Below are 24,175 nucleotides of genomic sequence, written 5' to 3'. Positions count from 1 at the left end.
AGGTGAAAAGATATCATGAAAAAAGGATACTATCATTTAGATGACTTTTTGTTAATGAAAATGCTGGGATGTAAAAAAGATCATAATGTTTTTTCAGAGGAAGAACGCTATCAGGCATACCGCATGTTCTTAAAACTTACAGGAGAAAATGGTAAACGAATTGCAGCAACGCAAACAATTCAGAAGTGGTTTGGAATAGGAGGACAAAAAAGGCCAAACCGTGAGGGATTGTTTAAACTGGGATTTGCTTTAAAATTATCGGATAAAGAAATGAGGGAATTATTGGTTTATGTGACTTGTGAACCGGATTTTCAAGTAAATGATTATAGAGAAATGATTTATATGTATGGGTTTTATCACCATTTGTCCTATGTACAATGTTTGGAAATAATAGAAAAATTTGAAAAATCCATTCCTTATGAATTTTCTCTAAAACAGAAAAATTGTACCAATAATATTTGGAAAGAATATGGAAAAAATTGTGAACTTGGAGTGGATGATTTTTTGCAGTGGATGCTGGAACGTGTAGAAGATTTTAAAGGATACAGCAAAACCGTTTTAGATTATTTTATGACAATCAAAGAAGAAGTGATACATGAAATAAAAATAGACGCTAAAGATTATTTAGAAACTTTACTGGCGGAAACTTCTTTTAAACGCTGGGAACAGAAATGGCATATGAATATCCAAAACCGCAAAAAAACAATTCCGAAATATTTGAAAAGTGTTTATTGCAGTAAGAATGATAATCTTTCTGAGCAAATGAAAAAAACAATTCATGAGTTAGTGGAAATTTCAAATATTTCTGTAAATTCAAATACAGAATTGCTGGCTGAATTGTATACAGACTTGAAAAAAAGGACAAGACAGGAAAACAAAAGGAGAAAGCAGGGAGAAATTCGCCTTATGGATGATAAGTATCTATCAGATTTATTAAATGTTGCGGGACAAAAGGAAAAATTGATGCGTTTGATTGTTACTCCCAGTCTTGAAAATCGGAATGAATTAATTAAACAACAGAAAAGAAGGTGTTTATTAATCTCAAGGCAGGATTTGCTCCCCTTGATTTTGTGCCTGTCGCAAAAAAGATATGTTAGACGTATGGAAAGTGAGAATTATGATTGGGTAAAAGCAAAAAGTGAGTTTATCAGTTTTGCAAATCATATTTTAAATGCGTGTCAGATGGCAGCTATAGACGAAAATAAGTATGAACTGGATGGGATATTGTGTAATTGTTTTCAAAAAGATGAGATGTATTCTCTGGCAGATGCTTTAGAAAGGTATTTTGATATGGAGAAAAAGAATAATGCGTGAGTATGAAAAATATTGGTTGAAAAAAGGGACAGAATTAAATGGTAAATATGAAATTCTGGATGTTATTGATGAGGGCGGGAGTGGAATTGTATATTTAGGTTTTGATAAGATATTGCAGCAGCAAGTGTCAATTAAAGAATATTTTCCAAGACGTTACGCAATGCGTATGAATGGTGAAAAAGAAATTGCCGTTTATAAAGGAAATTCAAGAGAATTGTACCGCCAGGGGCTTAGTAAATTTGTAAACGAAGCAAGAACTTTAGCACATTTTGAGGGGCTGGACAGCATTGTCATGGTAAAAGATTTCTTTTATCAAAATCAAACGGCATATATGGTAATGGAAAGAATTTTAGGTGAAAATGTGAAACAGATTGTAGAACGCGATGGCCCTATGAGTCCGCAAAAGGTCTTTTCAATTATGAAACCGATACTTTATTCGATGAATGAAATCCATAAAGAGGGATTACTTCATCGAGATATTTCACCAGACAATATTATTTTGACAAAGAGTAACAAGGCGGTGCTAATCGATTTTGGAGCCGCAAGGTTTTCAGAGATGCGCGATAATAAAACTATGACGGTTTTCTTTAAAAGAGGCTATTCAGCAGAGGAACAGTATGTAGAAAATTCAGAAAAAGGAGCATATACAGATGTATATGGCGCAAGTGCAACAATATATTTTATGCTTACTGGGATAAGACCGGATGAATCAGTAAGAAGACTGATTCGTGACCAGGTTGTGCCACTTTGGAAGTTTAAAGATATTGATATGGAGAGATACAAGAAACAGGCTATTATGAAAGGAATGGCTGTGGACGCAAAAAAAAGATATTCATCCATGCAGGAGTTGTGCGCAGTTTTGTATCAAAAGAAGAAAAATTTTTCAAGATGGATAAAATTTTGCAGTGTGCCAGGACTCATTTTGTGTGGTGTGATTGTCAGTCTGATAAATTATAAAACACTAGAAAAAGGTGGAATGGTGTCAATACCGGCAGAGGTTGTTGTAACGGCGAGTCCTAAAGTAAGTGAAGTGCCGGTGTCTAAGACATATCAAATGTGTAATGTGGTTGGTATGAAAAGAAAAGCAGCTGTTAAAAAACTTCATGCCCTTAATGCTAAATTGGAAGTTAAGATTCAATGGAAGAACAGTTCAAAAAAAAATAAGGGACACATAATTTCGCAAAAAATAAAGGGTGGAAAAACGCTTTATGAAAACAAACAGTATACTCAGATAATTGTTGTTGGAAAAGGAATAAAGCCGACAGCAACTGTGAAGCCTCAGCAGACAAGGAAACCGGCAGAATTTGATGGCACTCTGCCATGGTAGTTATTAAGGCTTGCCGTCACATAGAAACAATGTTATACTATTTATAATCTTGTAATTATATCACGAAGGGAGGAGTAACAGAAAGCGGTAACAAGGGAAAATACAAGTTTAGAGATTCCGGGAAATGAAATTTTATTAGGGAGGATATTAAATGAATAGAAGATTAACAAAAGCATTTATTGGCGCGTTAAGTTTTGCTGCAGCACTTTCAACAGCAGTTGTATGTAACGCAAGTGATGCTCAGGCGAAAAAAGCCAGTGTAAAGAAAGTGACAGCATCCGCACCATCAGGGAAAAATGTATATGTGGCAAAAGGTAAAAAAGTTAAAATTACAACGACCGTAAAGGTAAAACCGAATAAGAAAGCAAATAAAAAAGTCACTTATAAATCGGCAAACAAAAAGATTGCTACGGTATCAGCCAAAGGTGTTGTAAAGGGTGTAAAAGCGGGAAAAACAAAAATTACGATTACATCAAAGAAGAACAAGAAAAAGAAAACCGTATTAAAAGTTTATGTAAAAAAAGCGGCTGTTAAAAAGGTAAAAATTAACAGCAAGAATTTTGTTTTGTCAGCGGGCGGAACAAAAAAACTGACAGCAAAAGTAACACCTAAGAAAAATGTTTACAAGAAAGTTGTTTGGACAAGTTCCAACAAAAAAGTGGCTACTGTGACATCAAAAGGTGTTGTTAAAGGACTTCGGGAAGGTTCTGCAAAAATTACGGCATCGGCAGTTGAGGGAAGTAAGAAAAAGGCTAGTGTTACCGTTAAAGTCGGTGCTGGAATTGCGAGTGTTTCTGCTGTGAGAAAAAATGTGATTCGTGTTATTCTGACTGGTAAAAAAGCATTGTCTGCAGCTGATTTTCAGGTTCAGACTCGTTCCGGTGCTTCGTCTACGAAATATTTAACCAAGCATGTGGAAAGCGTGACAACAAATGATCAGAAGATTTATGATATTACATTAAAAGAGCAGGTATATGCGACAGATTATTTGAAAGTGACAATTTCTGCTCTGGCAACGAATAAATCGGTTGAAATCTATATTGACAATATTTCAGGATATGGAGATGCAGGAAATACAGAGGTTTATTATGTCGAATTCAATAAAGACAGAAAAGACCGCTACAGCAACAATTTTAAAATTGGCAATTCCAATGCAGTAGGGTCGATTACGTATACCTCACTGACAGGACTTCCATCAGGCTTGAAAGCTTATTTTAGCGAGGATAAGACAGAAGTTTTAGTACGAGGCAAATTTGCTAATATCGAGCGTGGAACGACGGCTGTTTTGAGTGGATATGATGAAAAGGGAACCGTATTTACAAAGAAAATTATCTTTGTTGTAGGTTCTGATACTCAGATTGTTACTGTAACGGAGCCTGTTTCAACGGAAGTGGCATATCGTCCGAATGACCCAAAAACAATTCAAAATGAAGAAAGTGGTTTTAATATTTATTCTTCGAATATCCGCGAAAAAGTACATGTAGCCGGAGGAAGCGGAGACTACTCATATGACGTGACATATAACGGAAAAAGCCTGTCTGAACTGCGTTATGACAAAGACTACAATCTGGTTGCAATTAATCCGGGAACCTACAGATTTGATGTAATGGTGACGGATGACAATAATGAATCATTGAAAGTAAGTGATGCGGTTACCTTTAATTTTGTTGCCGGTGTTACCATATCCGGTAAGGTTGTAGATGCGGCAGGTCAGCCTGTTAAATACGGTTATGTGACCGGTTTTACTAAAGCAGATGAGTATGGAAGATATGGTTCATTCTATGTAAGGACAGAAAAAGACGGAACATATGTAGCCAGAACATTGCCGGGTGACTATTATACCTATGCCGGAGATAAATATTACGGTGGTAATGCCTATGATTATTCGGTTGGAAATATGTTCTATGCAAATGCAGTGAAAAACTTTAAACTTCCGGTATACAGGGTAAATATTGCAACGAATATTGCCGGAGCAGCCGGATATTCTGTATCGCATCTGGATGTGATTAGTTCCTATGGAGTAACATACCGCGTCTCTGATTATGATGACAGTTATGATGCAGATCATTCCATGTTTGTATATCTGCCGGCTGGAAGTTATGAAGTAGTAACATATGATTATGATTCCAGTGATAATGACATTACCGCTTATGGAAAAGTTGAGGAAAGCACCGAAGGAACATTTAAAGAGTATAGTCTTTTGAATTCTTTGGGAGATTACAAAGTATCCGGAAACTTTACTGTAAATGGAAACAGCACCGTTGTATTGAATGCAGAAAAGAAAGCGGAGCAAGAGGGGTAATGAAGAAGAGGTAATGAAAAAAAGGTAGTTTAAAATTTCCCGGAATCTCTAAGCTTGTATGGAAAATTCAAGCAAAAAATAATAGGAGGAATGCAGTATGCAGAAAAAAAGAATTTTGTGCACATCGGCGGCACTGTTTGCGGCGATTTCTTTGATTATGCCAAATCAGGGATATGCAAAAGCGAAAAAGCCGGTACTAAGTAAAAAGAAACTTACAATGAGCGTGGGCGAAAGTAAGACACTGAAAGTGAAGAACACGAAGAAAAAGGTAAAATGGTCTTCCGGTAAAAAAAGTGTTGCAAGCGTTTCAAAAAAAGGCAGGGTAAAAGCAAAGAAAAAAGGAACGGCAGTTATTACGGCAAAGGTTGCTAAGACTAAATTAAAATGCAGGGTTACGGTTAAAGCAAAGGCGTCAAAGAAGAATACGGTGCAGAATACGAAACCGAGTAATCCATCAAACAATACACCAAACCAGAATTTGCAGGATCAAACGAAAAGCATGTCGATTACATCGTTTCGGATTTTGAATTCAACGATGGTAGAAGTTGTATTAAGTGAAGCTCAACAGCTTCCGGCTTCTGCATTTACGGTTATGATGAAAGAATATTCTTCCGGAAAATATAATCATAAATGTGCGGTTACTAAGATTTCTACATCCGACCAGAAAGTGTATACGCTGACCATTGATAATGAAGATTATATTAGAAAAGGCTTTACTGTAAAGATTTCTGTTATGACAATGACCGGAGAATTGTCAAAAGAAGCGGTTTATACGGGGATAAGTTCAGGCAGTTATATACCGGAAACCATCTATACATATGAAGTGGGAGATAAGGTGTCTGAGTATTGTTATCTTGAAACGGAAACAGCAGGATACCTCAATGTAAAATCGGTTCAGGTTCCGGATGGTATTACTTATCATTATGAGAAAAGTGAAGTCGATGGATACTGTCTTAATTTCTCAGGACAGCCAACAAAGGCAGGCATATATCCATATCAGATTCAATATGAGGATGAACTGGGATGTCAGTATACATATAAAACAACATGGATAATCGGAGACAATAATACACTCGTGGCAAGTATGGAGGATTCTTATCTTTTATATACAAAAGGAAATGTATATCAGGAATCAAACCCGATTGAAGTTGCGGGAGGAAGCGGAAGTTATACATTTGAAATTGCAGATAACTCGGATCCGGGTGCATACATTGATGAGGATTATTATTCAGATGATACTGATGAGGCTGCTAGAATTGGATTTCACAATAGTACGCCAGGGAATAAAACCGTGTATGTAAAAGTGACGGATACAAAAGATACGGCGAAGTCGGTTGTTGTTAAATGGCAGATTCATGTGAAAAATACGTTCCGGATTATATGTAATGTTTTAGATTCCGCCGGAGGGACATATAAACAGGCGCGTTCTATGATGCTATATGATAAAGAACCAAATAATTATCAAACCAAATTTTATGCAGAATATGATTCATCAAAGGAGCAATGGTATGCAGATGTAATTGAGGGAACTTATTCTGTTGAAATGTCAGGAGAAAGTGCCAGTGAGGTATTAGAAGAAAACTGCATTATTACAAAGGCAGAGGAAAAAACATTTGTTTTGAAAAATATCTATCCGGTTGAAATTACATCAGCAGACGATTTATCAGGTGTTTTCTGGTATGATGAAGAGGGTGGTTCGCAGATCGGAAGAGGATCTTTGCTGTATTTACCGAAGGGAACTTATTATCTCATAGGAAAAGCTATTAATGGAATGGAAGTAATCAGCCAAAGTATATCATTTCAGATTGTGGACAGTAAAGTTGCCGTAAAAGCAGAGAATTTAAAAAAAAGTAACATGCTGAGTGGAACAATCACTTTGGATCAAGCGGTTCAAGTGTCTTTAAAGGCCGGAAACTCTCAAATTTACAATTATTATAAATTTGTTCCGGAAGAAAGTGGAACATATGCTTTTTACTCGGGGTCGTCATACGATACATATGGACAGCTTTTGGGAGCGGATTATGAATTGCTTGCAAACAATGATGATAGTGGTACAAATGAAAATTTCAGGATCATTTATTCGTGCGAGGCCGGTAAAACATATTATATTGGAATTCGTGCATATGACGCTTATGCCAATGGGAAGAATGCTGAACTTTATGTGGAAAAGACAGATGAAGATGCAAATACAGACGATAGCGAATAGATGAATTGTATAAAATAATTTTTGGCGTAAAACGCTCCTTTTATTAGAGGGGGCGTTTTCACTTTTTTTTGTACCGGAATTTGGTGCGTTTGGCTTTGTTTTATCGGTTTTTTCATGGGCGTAAGTTGCTTTCAAGGTGTTAGAGCAAAAAGTGTGTGACAAATGTTCGCTGCCAGTTCCTTTGGATTCCGGTAATTCCGTAGAAAAACTTTGTGACTCGTGGGTACAAACACGTGGGTATGAGGCTTGCGTATTTTGCATGCCCATACCCTTTCGCGTTTGTTAAACGGGAGTGCCCACGAGACGCAAAGCTTTTCTACGGAATTACGGAAAACAAAAAAAGTGCCAACGAACACTTGACACAAACTTGGAGAAAAAGAATAGTTTTCATTTGTATTCACTTATGGTAAAATAAATAGGACTGGGGGTGAAAAGATGAATCCAATAGGTGTTGTAATTTGTAACTACAACAAAAAGGACTTTGTACTGCAATGCGTACAGAGTGTTTTAGAAAGCAAAGAGAAGAATTTTGATATTTATGTTGTGGATAATGCATCGTCTGATGGAAGTGCAGAGGCATTAAAAAAGGCATATGGAAACCGGATTACCGTAATTGAAAATAAAGAAAACCTTGGTGGCTCCGGTGGATTTAATACCGGATTACGAATCGTCAGGGATAAAGGGTATTCTTATTTTATGTGCTTAGATGATGATGCAGCCGTGGACGAAAATGCACTTTCTGTTTTATATCATTACATGGAAGAGCATACAGATACCGGTATGGCAGGATGCCGTGTTTACCACACACAGATGCCGGATTATATTCAGCAGAGTGGACTGCTCATTGATTTTGACAACTGCACGGCAAAAACGATTGGAGCGGACATGCCGGAAGATGGCAGTTTGCCTGATGTGATTGAATGTGACACGGTGGCAACCTGTGCCGTTATGGTACGGGCAGATACAGTGAAACAAAAAGGTGTCGGGATTATGCCGGAAGATAATTTTATATACTGGGATGATATGGAATGGGGATATCGTATAAAATTGGCAGGATACCGTGTTGTTACGTTGGCAGAGGCAAAAGCGCTACATCAAATGGGGGCGAATACAAAGAAGGAAAATACCTTTATCAATTATTATATGTGGAGAAACCGGACCAATTTCTTTATGCGGTTTACGCCGGAGGCGCAGATGGAGGCAATGAGTGTTAAAGTGCTGGGGGCAGTGTTTGATGCGATGTATGAGAGTATGTTTCGTGAAGAACATAATGTCCGACAGACAATTTCCTATGCGTTTTATGATGCACTGGCTGGCGTGCGTGGAAAGGCGGATTCGTACAAAATCATGAAAAATGATGCCAATGATAATAAGCTTATACAGACTCTGCAGGGCAGGAAAAGTTTTGCAATAGAAGAAAACAATCAGGAAGAAGATGCTTATTATCTTCGCAATTTTATTGCTTCGGTTTGTCCGGATTTGAGGGAAGAAGAGCAGACAAAGGCAGAGATTGTATTTCGATTTTGTGACTATATTTTTTATAGTGAGAAGATGCCGGATGGAAAGGAAATTTTAATTGATTCTGAACGAAATTGCGTCGTGGATGAAAATGATATAGAAATATGCAAAAATTACGGTTATTCCAAATGGTTGTTTATTTACATGAATCAAGGAGTTTTTTTAGCGGCAGCACGCCGTATGAGAGGAGAGATTGTTGATGAATAAGAGATTTATGCGTTTCCCGGAGGGAAAGAAAAAATCAGTGACACTTAGTTATGATGACTGCATGGAAGAAGATGCAGATTTGATTGAGCTACTTGAAAAGTATCAGATGAAGGCTACTTTTAACTTGATTCCCGGATGGTTTGCAAAAGAGGGAACGACTTATCCGGAGGGGGAAACTTATCGTTTGGTTACGAAAAAGAAAGCCAAAGAAATGTATGAACATCCGCTTGTAGAAGTGGCAAACCATGGTAATGAGCATAAATATATGACCTCATTAACTCCGCTTGAAATGGCGGAAGACACGATTTTGTGCCGCAAATCTCTAGAAAGTTTGTATGGAAAAATCATACGGGGGATGGCGTATCCGTATGGATGGTACGACGATACTTTAATTGATGTTTTAAAACAATGCGGAATTACTTACTGCCGTACGGTTGAGAGTACAGAAAATTTTGACTTGCCAGAGAATTGGCTTGCTTGGAATCCGACATGTCATCATGATGATGAAGCTTTGTTTGATTTGGCAGACGAGTTTGTTTCGAAACAAAACGTAGAAAGACCACTTTTGTTCTATGTGTGGGGACATACGTTTGAATTTGAGAGAAATAACAACTGGGAGCGCATGGACCGTTTTATGGAGAAAGTAGCAAAACAGGATGATGTCTGGTATGCGACAAACGGCGAAATTTATGATTACGTAAATGCGTATGAAAATCTTGTATTTTCCGCAGATGGTAAACGTATTTACAATCCATCTAAGATGCCGGTATGGGTTGAAATCGATGGAACATGTTATAAAATTGAAGATGAATTTGTGATGGAGTAATGGAGGAGATTGTATGAAAAAAAGGCCGTTATGGCTTCTTACTTTTGGTATTTGTTTTGTTTTCCTTTTTATGAGTGCAAATACAAAAGCAGCGACGCCGGTTCAAAAATGGGGACAGCTAAAGGTGTCTGGAACCAACATTGTTAATAAAGATGGGAAAAAAGTTCAGTTAAAAGGGGTTAGCACGCATGGTATTGCGTGGTTTCCTCAGTATGTAAATAAGAGCTGCTTTCAGAGTTTTAAAAAGATGGGAGTGAACACGATTCGTCTCGCTTTATATAGTGATAAAGGGGCTGGCTATTCGAAATCTTTATATCAGAAAGTGGATGAGGGAATTCGATATGCCACGGAACTAGGCATGTATGTTGTCCTTGATTGGCATATATTAAGTGACGGAAATCCTAAGACTAGTCAGAAACGGGCCTTTCAGTTTTTTACCCGGTATGCAAAAAAATATGGTAAGCAAAATAATATATTATACGAGATATGTAATGAGCCAAACGGAAATGTAACCTGGGCAAAGGATATTAAGCCTTATGCAAAAAAAGCAATTAAAAAAATAAGAAAATATGACAAGAAAAATATCATTATTGTGGGAACTCCAACGTGGTCGCAGGATGTTGATGTGGTGGCAAAGAGTCCGCTGAAAGAGAAAAACATTGTGTATTCGCTTCATTTTTATGCGGCAACGCATACGGATTTTTTGCGTAATAAATGTAAAAGTGCTTATCAGTCGGGGCTTCCTATGTTAGTATCGGAGTTTAGCATTTGTGATGCTTCGGGAAATGGTGGAATCGACAAAAAAAGTGCGTCAAAATGGATGAAACTTCTTAAAAAATATAAAATTGGACATATTGCATGGAACATTTCAAATAAGAATGAAACTTCCGCACTCATTCAATCGAAATGCGGAAAAACAGATAAGATAAGCTATAAAAACTTATCAAAATCCGGTAAGTGGATTGCAAAATGGTGGAAAAAATAAGAGAGGAATTCATGTACATGGACGCTGTAAATTACATAAGTGATGTGTTACAAAAAAAAAAAGGAAAAGAACTTAAGGTAGCATTTTTAGGAGGCTCTTTATCAAAGGGAGAGCGGGTAAAAAGAGAACTTTGTTTTGTTTCTCTCTTTGAACAAAAAATTGAAGAGAGGCTTAGTAATGGGCGAAAAGTTTCGGTTCTTCGCTATGGACAGTCCGGGACAATGTCTTCAAATGGTTTATATAAGGTTAAGGAATTAATTGAGGAAAAACCGGACCTTGTTTTTTTGGATTATGCGATGAATGATACCGGAGACCGTTATTTATGGGAGTCTACGGAAGGCATTTGCAGCCAGTTAATTCAGGCAGGTGCGCATGTAGTTATTCTTTTGTTTTGCAATGACCAGGGTCATTGTACAAGGGGAGCAATGGAAAGAGTGGCTTCTCATTATCATTTACCGGTTGTTGATATTGGGAAAACTATTACGGACAAGATTCAAAAAGGGGAATTGACCTGGGAAGAATATGGTTTGGATTATGTGCATCCGACACCACTTGGACATGAGATAATTACTTCTGAGCTGCTAAATTTATTTCAGGAGAAAGAACAAAAAGAAAATGTGATGGAAGATTATTATCCGGAACCCCCCGCATTTTTAGGAGCATTCCGAAATTCCTATATTATGGATTTGTCTGAAAAAATGGTTGATACCAAACCGGGTGATGTAATATTGGATACTGAAATTACCATGAAAATGATGCTTATGGAGTTTTGGCAGGACAGTATCAAAAATGAGGCGGGCTTGGTATTTATGCTGGACGGTCAGAAAGTGTGTGGAGCGGATGCTTATGCGAGTATGGCTTGGGGAAATCCCGTATGTCATTACGTAGGGGGAGATGGTAGCGAAGAAACGTATCATCTTGTTATTTATGCAGGAAAAGGAAAGCCGCCGGCAAATTGGGATTACTCACAATTTCACCTGCGGCTGATGATTGGATGTTAGTATTAGAATTTCCAAGTTCCCTGACCAATCAGTTGTTTCAGTAAGTCGATGTAGATTGGGGCTGTCTGTGTTAAAAAGTGTTTTTTACTATAGGCAACCACAATCTTTTTTTCCGTAATGCCAAAGCAGCCCTTTGGCTCTTTGATTTTGTAGTAAATCGGATGATTCTCAAAGTTTCCAAAACGAATCAGCGTATCCGGGATAATACCCATTCCTAAATTAGAATTTACCCAGTGAAACATCGTTTCGATGTTGTAGCATCGCAGGTTGATTTGTGGAATCTGTTTCATATGCTGGAACAAATCTACAGTAATATCCGGATCATTATTTTTTGTGTCAAGAACAATGAAAGATTCATTCAAACAGTCGCTTAATGAAATTTCTTTATTGTTATACAAAGCAGAAGAATCCGAAACAATATCGGATGTTTTAAGTTGTTGTTCTTTATGTGTCTCATTAAACGGATTTTCTTTGCTTACTGCTAAATAATAATGTTCGGTTGCAAGGTCTTCCGTGTAAAATAATTCAGTATCAAAGTCTGTTGCCTCAATGCAGACATCAATTTCTCCGGACAGGAGAAGATTCTGAAGTTCTTTCACATTATCTGTGATGACATCTAATTCTACATCCGGGAATTTCTTCGAAAAAGCGGCAAAACTTTTTGGAAGCATACAGGAGCCACGAAAAGGTGTAGTACCAATCGTCAAAGAACCGGTTTTTAAGTTGTTAATATCGGAAATACGGTTTTCTAATTCGCGCTCCGTCGATAAGATTTTTTTGGCTGCATCGTAGTAGGCCTGTCCGATAGGAGTTAGCTGAATTGGAGAAGAAGACCGGTCGAACAACGGCGCACCAAGCTGGGTTTCCATATTTTTTATAAGCTGACTAATGGAAGGCTGTGTAACAAAAAGTTTTTTTGCTGCTTTGGAAAAACTGCCTTCTTCGGCTAAAGTTATAATACATTGAATTTGTTGTGTGGTCATATAATATCTCCTTCCATATAGTGTAATAATTATAACAAAAAGATAATATTGTGACAAGAAAAATCTTGCAGGTCATTTTATTGACATCCTTTCGATAAGTCGTTATAATTGAGAAAAACAATCGATTTAGGAGGTATTTTTTAATGAGTATTCAAATTCAAAAAGTAACAGACAAAAGTTTTCGCAAATACGGAAGAATATTGACCGGAGAGTATGACGTGGCTGAGTTGATGACGGCGATGGAAAAGACAGAGTGTCCCGACGATGCGGTTATTTATATCCCATCCGATAAAGAGATTGAAAAATTGCCAGTCATGAAAGCATTTACCGATAGTTTGTATGGCGGACTTCCAATTCAGATTGGTTACTGCAACGGAAATAATCATTTATTGAATGCTGTTGAGTATCATCGTTCATCCGAAGTAAATGTTGCCTGCACCGACTTGATTCTTTTGATTGGAAGCGAGCAGGATATTGAAGATGATTATACATATGATACATCGAAAATTGAAGCATTTCTTCTTCCAAAAGGAACAGTAGCAGAAGTTTATGCGACAACACTTCATTATGCACCTTGCAGTGTAGATGGAAATAACTTCCGATGTGTTGTTGTTCTTCCAAAAGACACAAACTTGGATTTGGAAGTAAAACCGGAAGGAGCAAAAGAAGACCCATTGCTTGTAGCAAGAAACAAATGGCTCATTGCTCATGAAGATGCTAAGATTGAAGGAGCATTCAATGGTTTAAAGGGCGAGAACATCAGTGTCGAGTAAATAAAAGATTAGCAGATAAAAAATAATAAACCGGTGAGAAACATGACGAAAGCGTTTTTGTTCTCACCGGTTTTTGTATTTTCATTTATTAAATGTTATTCAACAGTAACACTCTTTGCTAAGTTACGTGGCTGGTCAACATTAAGACCTTTTTCAACGGATACATAGTAAGCGAGATACTGTAAAATGACAGTAGCTACAAATGGTGCAAACAGTGGGTCTGTCTCCGGTAAAACAATGTGATAATCACATAAAGCGGCATCGACACTGGCGTCAGCGCCGGTAATTAGGATAACTTTCGCACCACGGGAGCGTACTTCCTGTACGTTAGAAATAATTTTTGCATAAACATCCGGCTGTGTTGCCAAAGCGATAACCGGAACATTATCCGTAATCAATGAAATTGTTCCGTGTTTCAATTCGCCGGCAGCGTAAGCCTCCGAATGAATATAGCTGATTTCTTTTAACTTCAACGAACCTTCACAGGACAATGCGTAATCCAATCCGCGTCCAAGGAAAAAGATGTCCGTAGCGGATGTCAGACGTTTGGCAATGCGCTCCGTCTGCTGGTCGTAAGTAAGGGCATCCTCCACTTTGTCAACCGTATCTATCATGGTTTTCATGAAGCCAGCAGCGTCTTTTTCTGAAATCTTTCCGTTTACCAATGCAAAGCGGAAAGCAATCAAGTACATAATAGCAACCTGAACACTGTATGCTTTTGTACTGGCAACTGCGATTTCCGGACCGGCATGAGTATAAAGTACATAATCACTTTCGCGGGCAATGGAAGAACCTTTTACATTTACAACAGAAAGTGTTTTGGCACCACGTTCTTTTGCCAGACGGAGAGCAGCAAGTGTGTCTGCGGTTTCGCCGGACTGTGAAACGGTGATTAGCAAGGTATGTTCATCAATAATCGGATTCTGATAGCGGAACTCCGAAGCAATATCAACGGTAACCGGAATGCGGCAGAGACGTTCAATCATGTTTTTGCCCATCAGTCCGGAATGCATTGCCGTACCGCAGGCAGTGATAACAATTCGGTTGACATCAGTGAAAAGTTCATCACCAACGCCGTCTGCAGAAAAATCAGGAAGTCCGTTTACCATACGAGGACGAATGGTGTTGCGGAGTGCTTCCGGCTGTTCGTGGATTTCTTTCATCATGAAATAATCATAACCGCCTTTTTTTGCGGAAGCCATATCCCAGCTGATGTGATGGATATAAGGTCCGTACACTTCGCCATTTTCGTCTTTTACAATGATTTCATCTTTTGTCAACTTCGCAATATGACCTTCTTTTAATACGAAATAATGTTTTGTGTGGCTGACCAAAGCAACCATATCAGAAGCGATGATAGAGCCACGGTCTGTATGAGCGGCAACTAAAGGACTGCCGTTTCTTACCGCATAGATGGTTTCCGGGATATCGGAAAAAATAATACAAAAACCATAGGCACCAACCAGTTTTGAAATGGCTTTACGAATAGCAGCTTCCGGGTCACCGGTATAACAGTCATTAATTACCATTGCGGCGATTTCTGTATCAGTCTGGGAGATTGGTTCTTTTCCCTTTGCAGCAAGTTCTTCCTGTAATTCCTTGTAATTTTCAATGATTCCGTTATGAATCAAAGTAACTTTTCCGGCAGTGTGAGGATGGGAGTTTGTATCCGATACGCCACCATGTGTTGCCCAGCGGGTGTGGCCGATACCGCAGGTGGTTACATCATCCGCAGCCTCTTTGGCAACTTTATCTTTTAAACAAGATACTTTTCCCACCGTTTTGATTGTTTTTATTCCATTTGGCTGGCAGTAAGCAATACCTGCACTGTCATAGCCACGATATTCCAATGCCTGTAAGCCTTTTAACAGTTCTTTTTTTGCATCATCAAGACCTACATATCCAATAATTCCGCACATAGTAAATATCTCCTTTAACGCATGTTTTTGAAATAGGCAAACGACGCCTTTTCTATCATTTTCTTATTCTATGAAATAGTATCATTTCTTGTGAATAATGTCAAGAAATGCGATAAGATTAGTTGCGCTAAAAGGCAAGATACGGTATACTGAAAATGAATATGGCAAAGGAGAAAATGACATATGAGTAATTTTCATGTTGCACTGAAAAAAGTGGTAGATGACTCTTATGATGTTCAGATTGGCTGTGGACTGATAGATGATATGATTCAGGACATAAAAGAAGGTCTTGTTGGAAATAAAAAGAAGTTTGCTGTGATTACGGATTCGAATGTGGATGAAGTTTATGGCAGACCGGTTTTAGAGAAAATCCTTGCAGCCGGATATCAGGGAGATTTATTTGTGTTTGCGGCGGGAGAAAAAAGTAAAGTAAGAAAGACAAAAGAAGAGATTGAGGATGCCATGTTGGCGAAGGGGTACCGCCGTGACTGTTGTGTCATTGCAGTCGGTGGTGGTGTCGTGACGGATTTGGCCGGTTTCTTGGCTGGAACGTTTGGCAGAGGTGTGCCGGTGATTCATTATGCAACGACGCTTCTTGCTGCGGCAGATGCTTCAATTGGTGGAAAGACAGCGGTGGATACCGATTTGGCTACGAATCTGATTGGTTTGATTTATCAGCCGAAGAAAGTCTATGTGGATATTGATGCGTGGAAGACACTTCCGAAACGTCATTTAATCAATGGACTTGCGGAGACGATTAAGCATGCTTGTCTTGCGGATTATGAATTGTTTACTTATTTAGAAGAACACTGGCAGGATATCCTTTCCTGCGACAAAGAAGCCTGTACATACATTTCCGAGCATAACTGTAAGGTCAAGTATGAAGTCGTGATGAAAGATGAAAAGGAGAATAATCTTCGTGAGATTCTTAATCTCGGACATACGGTAGGGCGTGCCATTGAGACTGTGAGTGATTACCGGCTTTTGCATGGTGAGGCATTGTCAATTGGTATGACGGCGCAGGTTTTGCTTGGATATCGATCCGGCTATCTGTCAAAAAAAGAGTGTGAACGGGTGATTACACTTCAGCAGGCAGTGGGACTTCCGGTTCGAATTCCGGAGTACATTGACCGTGAAGAATTAGTGAAAAAATTGTACACGGACAAAAAAGTAAGAGATGGCAGACTTCGCTTTGTTTTCCAAAAAGGAATCGGCGATGTCATGACATTTGGAGAAGAAACGTACGCAAGATGCGTATCGGAGGAAGAAATTCGTGCAGTGTTAATGGATGATACTGTACTTTAAAATAGATTTATAATAACCCCGGAAAAACCGGAGAAAGAGGGATAACATGTTAGTAGGAATTATTATTGGTGCTGTTGTATTACTTTTAATTATTTTTGTAATCAGTAGTTACAACAAACTTGTGAAACAGAAAGTAAATGTCGAAGAGGCATTTGCTACGATGGATGTTTATTTAAAAAAGCGTTTTGATTTGATACCAAATCTGGTAGAAACTGTAAAAGGTTATGCAAAACATGAAAGTGAAACTCTGATTGCTGTTATTGAAAAGAGAGGAAGCAATTACGACAGTATGACTGAAGAACAGAAAATTGAGAGTGGAGCCGCTATTTCCAGCGTAATACCTAACATTATGGCGTTGGCAGAATCTTATCCGGATTTGAAAGCAAACCAGAACTTTATGAATTTGAGCAATCAGTTGGAGGCAGTGGAAGAGGATATTGCCAATTCCAGAAAATATTATAACGGTACGGTAAAACGTTATAATATGTCGGTACAGACGATTCCGACAAATATTATTGCCGGTATGTTCCACTTTGAGAAGAAACCGATGTTTGAGGTTGAGAGCCAGGCAGAGCGCCAGAATGTGAAGGTGAAATTCGATTGAAAATAAAAGGTTTTCTGCTTGCTGGTGTTTTTATTGTTCTTTCCCTTTTCTTTGCTGCTCCAATGAATGCGAAGGCGGCAAATTTTACTATTGATAAATATGAGGTAAATATGAAGGTGACAAAGGATAACACCTATCAAATAAAAGAGCATATAGAAGTAAATTTTAAGTCAAAAAGTCATGGTATATACCGTGATATTCCACTTGTTAATGATGTAAAGCGTGAAGATGGCAGTTCGAACCGCATTGTGGCAAGAGTGGAGAACCTTGACTGCGGAGACGAGGAGTATGAATCTTCCAGAGAAGGTAATAATCTGCATGTTCGCCTTGGTGATGAAGACGTAGAAATTACCGGAAAATATGAATATAATATTTCCTATAATTATGTGATGGGGAATGATGTGCTGCCAAATGAGGACGAGTTTTATTTTAATGTAATTGGTACGGGATGGGAGACTACCATTTCCAATGTATCATTTTCCATTGAGATGCCTGAAACTTTTGATGAAAATAACCTTGGAATGTCTTATGGTGCTTACGGTGAATCAAAGTTGGATGGTTTGTATTATGGGATTGATGGAAACACGATTTATGGAGAGCTGGATACGAGCGTTGCCCTTGGTGCCGGAGAAGGCGTGAATGTCCGTCTTTCATTGCCGGAAGGTTATTTTATAAAGGTAAAACATACACCGTGGATGGCATATGTAGGAATTGTTTTTGCTGCATTAGCTTTTATTGTGGCATTTCTTCTTTGGTTTGTTTTCGGCCGTGATGACCAGGTTGTTGAAACGGTTGAATTTTATCCGCCGGATGGCTTAAATAGTGTGGAACTTGCATTTGCCTATCGGGGATATGTGTCTTCAAAAGATGTCGTTTCTATGATTGTTGATTTGGCACAAAAAGGCTATATTGAAATTCATCAGGGACCAAATAAAAAAGATTTTACGCTGATTAAGAGATTAGAGTATAATGGTATGAATAAGGCAGAGAAACTCTTTATGGACGGTTTGTTTAGTTCTTTTGATCGTGTTGACAAAATTGATTTGGAAGATTCCTTCTATAAAACGATTAATTCGATTAAATCGGAAGTGAATTCCAGGGAAAACAAAGAGAAACTTTTTTATGCGAATTCCATTAATAAGGGCTGGATTTTGTGGATGCTGTCGATATTAGCTTGTCTTTTTGCCGGTTTTTATCCGGTCAAAAATTATGAGTATTCCACGATATTTGGACTTTTGGTTCCACTTGGCATTGGTGTTGCCGTGATGTTAGGTTCCTTTTTCCTATTTCGAAAAGGGAAAATACTGCCTAGAATCGGTATCTTTTTGGGATTGTTAGCAGGTGCGGCAGTTGCATATTATTTCTTTATGAACTCGGCAATGCAGTGTGTTGACCCATTGTACCGGATTTCCTACTTTATTGCTTTGGGAGCTTCTTTTGTGGCAATGTTCTTCCATGATTTCTTGTCTAAACGAACACCGTATGGCACAGAAATCCTTGGACGCATTTTAGGTTTCCGCAATTTTCTGATTACAGCAGAAAAGGATAAACTAGAGGCTCTTGTGGAAGAAAATCCGGAGTATTTTTATGATATACTTCCGTATACTTATGTCCTTGACGTGTCGAGTAAGTGGATGAAGAAATTTGAGTCTCTTACGATGTCAGCACCGAATTGGTATTCGAGCGAGGATGACCGCGCATTTGATTATATTATGTTTAGTCATTTTATGTCTTCGACCATGTCTACGGCGATGACAAGTATGACTTCGACACCAAGTTCCAGCAGTGGCGGCGGATTTTCCGGTGGTGGTTCCGGCGGCGGTGGCGGCGGAAGTTGGTAAAAAATAAAAAAATGTTGCGTTTCTCGTATAATTATGCTATAGTTTGGTAAACTACGAATAAAGGGGAGTAGCTTGCGTTTTTAAAAACGTAATATGATATCGTCAATACACGAGCGGGTATCAAAAAAGATAGCCTGACTCCGGTACATATTCTACGAAGCGAGACTTTTATTGTGGCACAGTGTTTTATTTGTGTTGCGGTAAAGTCTCGCTTTTATTGTGGCATAAGCTAAACTTACTTGGCTGAGACTTTATGGTGGCAGGAAAAAGAATGGAGGAATGAAAATGAAAATGTGGTTAGACCTTTTGTTACTGGTGATTGGCTTTGTCTTGCTGCTTAAAGGAGCAGATGTCTTTGTTGACGGAAGTGCCGGAGTGGCACGGATTTTTAAGGTGCCCGGAGTCATTATCGGACTTACGATTGTGGCGATGGGAACGAGTGCACCGGAACTTGCGGTCAGTGTATCAGCGGGAATTTCCGGTTCCAATGCGATTGCAGTCAGCAATGTGGTTGGCTCGAATATTTTTAATCTTTTGATGGTTCTTGGTATTTGTGCGATGATGAAAGCCCTGCCGGTAGATTCCGGAATTAAGAAGAGAGATTATCCGATTTCTTTGGTGGCAACGCTTATTTTGTTAATTCTTGCCGGTAATCTGTTTTTTGTCGGTAAAGTGCCGGATTATCGAAATATGAATGCGTCTGGCGGTGTGCTGTACCGCTGGAATGGAATTATCTTAATTGCGTTGTTTGTATTATATCTCGCATATACGATTTATCTCGCAAAAAAGAATAAAGAAACAGAAAATGATGAGGCAAAAAAGATGCCGATGTGGCAATGCCTTCTTTATATTATATTGGGCCTTGCAGCAATTATTATTGGAGGACAGCTTGTGGTAATTCATGCAAAAAATATTGCACTAGCGTGGGGCATGAGTGAAACATTAGTCGGTTTAACGATTGTTGCAATTGGGACAAGCCTGCCGGAACTTGTGACATCAATTGTTGCGGCATCCAAAGGTGAGACCGGAATGGCTGTCGGCAATGTGGTTGGCTCGAATATTTTTAATCTTTTGTTGATTTTAGGAGTTTCCAGTGCCATACATCCGATTGCGATTTCAATGGCTTCTTTCGTGGATTTGTGTGTACTGCTTGCAGTAAGTTTGATTGCCTTTGGCTTTGTGATTACCGGAAAGCGGATTAACCGGGCAGAGGGCTTTACCATGATTGTAATGTATTTAGCTTATACCGCCTTTTCAATCTGGCGCGGATAATGAATTTTTCAGGAGGAGATACGGTAGATGAAAGAAAATATTGTACTGATTGGTATGCCGGGAGCGGGAAAAAGTACAGTTGGTGTTGTACTTGCAAAAAGATTAGGACTCTCTTTTCTTGACTCTGATTTGGTGATTCAGGAGAGAGAGGGGTGCATTCTTCATGAAATTATTGAAAAAGAAGGGCTTGACGGATTTAATGAGATAGAAAATCAAGTAAACGCATCTATTGATGTGAAAAGAACAATTATTGCAACCGGCGGAAGTGCAGTGTATGGAAAAGAAGCTATGCAGCATCTGCATGAAATCGGTGCGGTTTTTTATTTGAAATTATCTTATGAGGAGCTGAAAAATCGTCTGGGAGATTTGTCGGAGCGCGGCGTTTCTATCCGCAAAGGACAGACTTTACTGGATTTATATGAGGAAAGAAAACCGTTATACGAAAAATATGCTGATTATGTAGTAGACTGCGAAGGAAAATCGATTCGTGAGGTTGTAGAAGAAATGACTAAACTTTGGAAGAAGGAGATAAAAAAGTGAGATATCCCATTGTACTATTTGATTTAGATGGAACATTGACAAATCCCGGACTTGGAATAACCAATTCGGTGATGTATTCTCTGAAAAAATATGGAATTGAAGGACAGCCACGGGAATCTCTTTATCGTTTTATTGGACCGCCACTGCACGAGTCTTATGAGAAATTTTATTCTTTTTCAAGGGAACAGGCCATGCAGGCCGTTTCCTATTACAGAGAATATTATGAAGAAAAGGGAATGTTCGAAAATGAAGTATATCCGGGAATAAAACAGCTCCTTCGTGATTTAACAAAACAGGGTGTTCTCTGTCTCGTTGCCACTTCAAAACCAGAGATTTATGCGAAAAAAATTCTCGATTATTATGAATTGAGCAACTATTTTTACTATATCGCCGGGGCTAATATGGACGGAACCCGCACAGACAAAGCAGAAGTTATTGCTTATGCCTTAAAACAGATTCCAGCAGAATATAATAATAAGAAAGTTCTTATGGTCGGCGACCGCTCCCATGATATCATCGGGGCAAAGAAAAACGGAATCGATTGCGCCGGTGTATTATTTGGTTACGGCAGTAGAGAAGAACTGGAAGAGGCCGGAGCTGACTTTGTTGCTGATTCAGTAGAAGCAGTTAGAAATATAATTCTTCTCGACACTGCTATGAATTAGTGTAAGATACAGTTGATATAGTTTGTGATAAATATTTATGGATGCTTATTTCAGTTTCCACAATTCACAAAGAAAAGTTTATGTCTCATGGGCGCTCCCGCTAAGACGAATACGCAGGGGTATCGGCATGCAAAATACGCATAGCCTGATACCCGCGCATTCGTACCCATGAGACGTAAATCTTTTCTTTGTGAATTGTTGGAACCCTGAAAAACTAACATAAATTGTTTGATACAAACCATAACATATAATTTTTATTAAACTAACATTCCTTACCCAAATCCCCATTTTATGCAATCTGTCAAACCCATTACATCATCAAACCAACTGTTTTCCCTTGTTTTTGCCCTCATAAGACCAAAACAAGGGAAACTTTTTTAATTACCGCCCACCACCTTATCCAAAAGCCTTGCGGAAGTCCGTTTCGCCTCTCTGGTGGCATGGGCATAAACATTCATTGTGGTACTTATGGAATGTGCAGACGGAACAAGCCATAAATGTTTTGGAAATAAGGGACGAGATTACACTGGAGAACCGGATATGCACGCTGGGACAGGCAGAGGTGTATATGAAGGCGGTGGAGAGTTTCGTTGAGGATATGAACACACCAGAACGTGCAAGGGATAGTTGCCCTGTTTATAAGGCAGATAAAGATGAATGGAACAGATAAACTAATAGACAGTGTAATGAAATGCGGGGCAAATTGCTTCGCATTTTTCAAGATTTGGTGTACATTGAAAGATATATATCCGTATGTTATAATTTTTAATCAGAATAATAAAGGGTGCTTAAACAATGAGAGGGGGAAATGCCAACTGGCTGTTGGGTACTGAACCCCTACTCTTATATATTAGGAGGTTTTATATGGCATCGGATGATAAATTTAACCAGATTTATGAGCTGTATTATAAACTTATGTACAAAGTCTCCTATAGTATTTTACAAAATTTTGAAGATACAGAAGATGTTTTGCAGGAGGCATTTATTCGTATTGATAAAAATATTTCAAAAGTTTCTGATCCATCTAGTCCAAAAACAAAAAATTTTGTGGTTATTATAACTAAGAGGCTGGCTCTAAATATGCTAAGGAAGAAGAAAGGAATACAGGTTGAAGAACTTTTGGCTACGCTAGAGGATGTCCGTATTGAGGCATCACCAGAAAGAGCAAATGAAACTAAAACAGTCCAAGAACTAGTTAAAATGGCCATACGTGATCTGCCAGAGCGATACCGGGATTGTCTGTTTTTGGCTCTAATTGATGAGTATACACCAAAGGAAATTGCTGATATATTAGAGATGAAAGAGCAGAGTATATATAAAAGATTGAAACGAGGCAAAAAAATGTTGCAGGATAGACTGGCAGATATGGGGGTGACTTATGAAGATTAGCACAGAGGAATTGCGTCAGGCATTAAAAGAAGTTAGGGAAGAAGAACTAAATTTATTGTTGAAAATCTGCGAAGATAAAAAGATAGAGCAGCGGATTGAAACCTCCCAAAAAAGAATGGATCAGAAAAAGATACACAGGCTGGCGCATAAAAAAAAGCGTTGGGAAAAGTGGTCAAGAATTGCGGCGGCTATTCTTATCGTATCGCTTGTAGGTGCTGTTTCTACATATGCGATGGAAAAAGTCCGTCAGGCAATAGTAAACTGGGATGTGAATTTAGGTAAAAATGAAGATGATTTTCATTTTAATGTAGAAAATCCTGTGCAGACTGCATCCCCAAAAGAAAAAGAAAACATCCCGGCAAAGATCGAGCGAAGATACCATCTGACATATATTGCAGAAGGATTTCAAGAGCATGGCGAAGATTGGCAGACACAGTCCTATAAAATAGTTTACAAAAAGGAGAAGCAGCGTATCTGCTTTGAGCAATTGATTAAAACAGAGAAAACGACTGCTGATTTAGAGTTGGCAGATCAGGAGATTCTTGCCATTAATGGATATAAAGGACAGTATGGATACGAAGGAAAAGAAAGCATTTTAAGATTTGTAACAGAGGAGTATGTATTTCAGTTGTCAACAAAAGCAGCAGTGGAACGGGATGAGATGATTCGCATGGCTGAGTCGGTGGCTCAAATGCCACCCGATGAAATTGAGACATATTATAGTCCGGCATATATACCAGATGGGTATTCAAAGTGGGAAGAAGGCTGTCTTAAGGAAAATTGGACATACGATATGTATTATGCCAAGAATAAAAAACAGTTTTTGACATTTGGACAAAGCACAATGGGAGGAACAATATCAATTGATTCAGAAAATGCAAGCAGAAAGGAAGTAACAATTAATGGTTGGAAGGGACAATTAAATAATAAGAAGAAGAAAAAGACAATTATATGGGCAACGGATGAATATGTATTTACGGTGACAGGTGTCGGGAATATTTCGGCAGAAGAATTGCTGAAAGTGGCCAAAAGCGTTACACGGGAAAATTAGCTGAAAAAAACTTTATAAAAAATGTGATTTTTTGTCCAAAAATGATTTTGTTGAGGGTTATTATATATGAATATTAAATTTAAGGAGGATATCCATGAAAAAAATTAAAATAATTTCAATGATATTAATTTTATGTATGTTATGTTC

At 38.4% G+C, this 24,175-nt stretch carries 19 protein-coding genes; 17 read left to right on the top strand and 2 right to left on the bottom strand.

Translation table 11 applies throughout. From position 1 onward, the window contains the following. Positions 1 to 15: 15 nt before the first annotated feature. The 8 genes from DW019_RS11950 to DW019_RS11915 all read left to right on the top strand — a co-directional run bounded on the left by DW019_RS11950 (position 16) and on the right by DW019_RS11915 (position 11,686). Positions 16 to 1,314, top strand: coding sequence for a hypothetical protein (locus DW019_RS11950; protein WP_118443577.1), 1,299 nt, complete (start codon positions 16 to 18; stop codon positions 1,312 to 1,314). After that, on the top strand, positions 1,307 to 2,641 hold the full coding sequence (locus tag DW019_RS11945; protein ID WP_118443575.1) for a serine/threonine-protein kinase: 1,335 nt from the start codon (positions 1,307 to 1,309) through the stop codon (positions 2,639 to 2,641). Before DW019_RS11950 ends, DW019_RS11945 begins: the two co-directional genes overlap by 8 nt. 151 nt (positions 2,642 to 2,792) lie before the next feature. Next, positions 2,793 to 4,943: an Ig-like domain-containing protein gene (locus tag DW019_RS11940; RefSeq protein ID WP_118443573.1), complete on the top strand. Its 2,151-nt coding sequence runs from the start codon at positions 2,793 to 2,795 to the stop codon at positions 4,941 to 4,943. Positions 4,944 to 5,040: 97 nt separating this feature from the next. Further along, positions 5,041 to 7,149 carry an Ig-like domain-containing protein gene (locus DW019_RS11935; RefSeq protein WP_118443571.1) on the top strand — a complete coding sequence of 703 codons (2,109 nt, stop codon included), beginning with the start codon at positions 5,041 to 5,043 and terminating at the stop codon, positions 7,147 to 7,149. A gap of 435 nt (positions 7,150 to 7,584) precedes the next feature. Beyond that, positions 7,585 to 8,874, top strand: coding sequence for a glycosyltransferase family 2 protein (locus DW019_RS11930; protein ID WP_118443569.1), 1,290 nt, complete (start codon positions 7,585 to 7,587; stop codon positions 8,872 to 8,874). Beyond that, positions 8,867 to 9,700 (top strand): polysaccharide deacetylase family protein, encoded by an 834-nt coding sequence (locus DW019_RS11925; protein ID WP_022377960.1) that lies wholly within the window; start codon positions 8,867 to 8,869, stop codon positions 9,698 to 9,700. The genes DW019_RS11930 and DW019_RS11925 overlap by 8 nt, the downstream gene beginning before the upstream one ends. A 13-nt stretch (positions 9,701 to 9,713) precedes the next feature. Further along, positions 9,714 to 10,685, top strand: a complete 972-nt coding sequence (locus DW019_RS11920) for a glycoside hydrolase family 5 protein (RefSeq protein ID WP_118443567.1) — start codon at positions 9,714 to 9,716, stop codon at positions 10,683 to 10,685. Beyond that, positions 10,670 to 11,686 (top strand): SGNH/GDSL hydrolase family protein, encoded by a 1,017-nt coding sequence (locus DW019_RS11915; protein ID WP_118443565.1) that lies wholly within the window; start codon positions 10,670 to 10,672, stop codon positions 11,684 to 11,686. Before DW019_RS11920 ends, DW019_RS11915 begins: the two co-directional genes overlap by 16 nt. A gap of 2 nt (positions 11,687 to 11,688) precedes the next feature. Here DW019_RS11915 and DW019_RS11910 read toward each other — a convergent pair whose 3' ends face one another. Continuing rightward, positions 11,689 to 12,669, bottom strand: coding sequence for a LysR family transcriptional regulator (locus tag DW019_RS11910; RefSeq protein ID WP_022377957.1), 981 nt, complete (start codon positions 12,667 to 12,669; stop codon positions 11,689 to 11,691). A gap of 149 nt (positions 12,670 to 12,818) precedes the next feature. Between DW019_RS11910 and DW019_RS11905 the strand changes: the two genes are divergently transcribed. Continuing rightward, positions 12,819 to 13,442, top strand: a complete 624-nt coding sequence (locus DW019_RS11905; RefSeq protein ID WP_117478105.1) for a DUF4867 family protein — start codon at positions 12,819 to 12,821, stop codon at positions 13,440 to 13,442. A gap of 95 nt (positions 13,443 to 13,537) precedes the next feature. Here DW019_RS11905 and glmS read toward each other — a convergent pair whose 3' ends face one another. Continuing rightward, positions 13,538 to 15,361 carry a glutamine--fructose-6-phosphate transaminase (isomerizing) gene (glmS, locus tag DW019_RS11900; RefSeq protein ID WP_118443564.1) on the bottom strand — a complete coding sequence of 608 codons (1,824 nt, stop codon included), beginning with the start codon at positions 15,359 to 15,361 and terminating at the stop codon, positions 13,538 to 13,540. A 183-nt stretch (positions 15,362 to 15,544) separates the two neighbouring features. Between glmS and aroB the strand changes: the two genes are divergently transcribed. From aroB to DW019_RS11855, 8 genes are all read left to right on the top strand, one after another. Then, positions 15,545 to 16,666, top strand: coding sequence for a 3-dehydroquinate synthase (aroB, locus tag DW019_RS11895; RefSeq protein ID WP_117477983.1), 1,122 nt, complete (start codon positions 15,545 to 15,547; stop codon positions 16,664 to 16,666). 46 nt (positions 16,667 to 16,712) lie between these two features. After that, a complete protein-coding gene (locus DW019_RS11890) occupies positions 16,713 to 17,270 on the top strand; it encodes a LemA family protein (protein ID WP_117477982.1) in 558 nt (185 codons plus the stop codon). Beyond that, positions 17,267 to 19,111 (top strand): DUF2207 domain-containing protein, encoded by a 1,845-nt coding sequence (locus tag DW019_RS11885; protein ID WP_118443562.1) that lies wholly within the window; start codon positions 17,267 to 17,269, stop codon positions 19,109 to 19,111. The genes DW019_RS11890 and DW019_RS11885 overlap by 4 nt, the downstream gene beginning before the upstream one ends. A gap of 285 nt (positions 19,112 to 19,396) precedes the next feature. Next, on the top strand, positions 19,397 to 20,383 hold the full coding sequence (locus tag DW019_RS11880) for a calcium/sodium antiporter (RefSeq protein ID WP_022377951.1): 987 nt from the start codon (positions 19,397 to 19,399) through the stop codon (positions 20,381 to 20,383). Positions 20,384 to 20,410: 27 nt separating this feature from the next. Continuing rightward, complete coding sequence (locus tag DW019_RS11875) at positions 20,411 to 20,923, top strand: shikimate kinase (RefSeq protein ID WP_117477980.1); 513 nt, start codon at positions 20,411 to 20,413, stop codon at positions 20,921 to 20,923. Next, complete coding sequence (locus tag DW019_RS11870) at positions 20,920 to 21,588, top strand: HAD family hydrolase (protein ID WP_118443560.1); 669 nt, start codon at positions 20,920 to 20,922, stop codon at positions 21,586 to 21,588. The genes DW019_RS11875 and DW019_RS11870 overlap by 4 nt, the downstream gene beginning before the upstream one ends. An 864-nt stretch (positions 21,589 to 22,452) precedes the next feature. Next, positions 22,453 to 22,977, top strand: a complete 525-nt coding sequence (locus DW019_RS11860; protein ID WP_182431124.1) for a sigma-70 family RNA polymerase sigma factor — start codon at positions 22,453 to 22,455, stop codon at positions 22,975 to 22,977. Then, complete coding sequence (locus DW019_RS11855) at positions 22,967 to 24,028, top strand: DUF4367 domain-containing protein (RefSeq protein WP_118443556.1); 1,062 nt, start codon at positions 22,967 to 22,969, stop codon at positions 24,026 to 24,028. Before DW019_RS11860 ends, DW019_RS11855 begins: the two co-directional genes overlap by 11 nt. The last annotated feature ends 147 nt before the right edge of the window (positions 24,029 to 24,175 follow it).

Origin of the sequence: Clostridium sp. AF37-5, from assembly GCF_003477605.1 — a bacterium.
Lineage (GTDB): Bacteria > Bacillota > Clostridia > Lachnospirales > Lachnospiraceae > Eubacterium_F.
The sequence above is the reverse complement of the archived record's forward strand: the minus strand, read 5'-3'. Positions and strand labels throughout refer to the sequence as shown.

Bases quoted from the DNA above. Each gene is read 5' to 3' on its own strand.
- DW019_RS11950 (WP_118443577.1), top strand. From the start codon at position 16: ATGAAAAAAGGATACTATCATTTAGATGACTTTTTGTTAATGAAAATG.
- DW019_RS11855 (WP_118443556.1), top strand. From the start codon at position 22,967: ATGAAGATTAGCACAGAGGAATTGCGTCAGGCATTAAAAGAAGTTAGG.
- DW019_RS11890 (WP_117477982.1), top strand. From the start codon at position 16,713: ATGTTAGTAGGAATTATTATTGGTGCTGTTGTATTACTTTTAATTATT.
- DW019_RS11920 (WP_118443567.1), top strand. From the start codon at position 9,714: ATGAAAAAAAGGCCGTTATGGCTTCTTACTTTTGGTATTTGTTTTGTT.
- DW019_RS11945 (WP_118443575.1), top strand. From the start codon at position 1,307: ATGCGTGAGTATGAAAAATATTGGTTGAAAAAAGGGACAGAATTAAAT.
- DW019_RS11860 (WP_182431124.1), top strand. From the start codon at position 22,453: ATGGCATCGGATGATAAATTTAACCAGATTTATGAGCTGTATTATAAA.
- DW019_RS11930 (WP_118443569.1), top strand. From the start codon at position 7,585: ATGAATCCAATAGGTGTTGTAATTTGTAACTACAACAAAAAGGACTTT.
- DW019_RS11875 (WP_117477980.1), top strand. From the start codon at position 20,411: ATGAAAGAAAATATTGTACTGATTGGTATGCCGGGAGCGGGAAAAAGT.
- aroB (WP_117477983.1), top strand. From the start codon at position 15,545: ATGAGTAATTTTCATGTTGCACTGAAAAAAGTGGTAGATGACTCTTAT.
- DW019_RS11880 (WP_022377951.1), top strand. From the start codon at position 19,397: ATGAAAATGTGGTTAGACCTTTTGTTACTGGTGATTGGCTTTGTCTTG.
- DW019_RS11915 (WP_118443565.1), top strand. From the start codon at position 10,670: ATGGTGGAAAAAATAAGAGAGGAATTCATGTACATGGACGCTGTAAAT.
- DW019_RS11925 (WP_022377960.1), top strand. From the start codon at position 8,867: ATGAATAAGAGATTTATGCGTTTCCCGGAGGGAAAGAAAAAATCAGTG.
- DW019_RS11935 (WP_118443571.1), top strand. From the start codon at position 5,041: ATGCAGAAAAAAAGAATTTTGTGCACATCGGCGGCACTGTTTGCGGCG.
- DW019_RS11940 (WP_118443573.1), top strand. From the start codon at position 2,793: ATGAATAGAAGATTAACAAAAGCATTTATTGGCGCGTTAAGTTTTGCT.
- glmS (WP_118443564.1), bottom strand. From the start codon at position 15,361: ATGTGCGGAATTATTGGATATGTAGGTCTTGATGATGCAAAAAAAGAA.
- DW019_RS11910 (WP_022377957.1), bottom strand. From the start codon at position 12,669: ATGACCACACAACAAATTCAATGTATTATAACTTTAGCCGAAGAAGGC.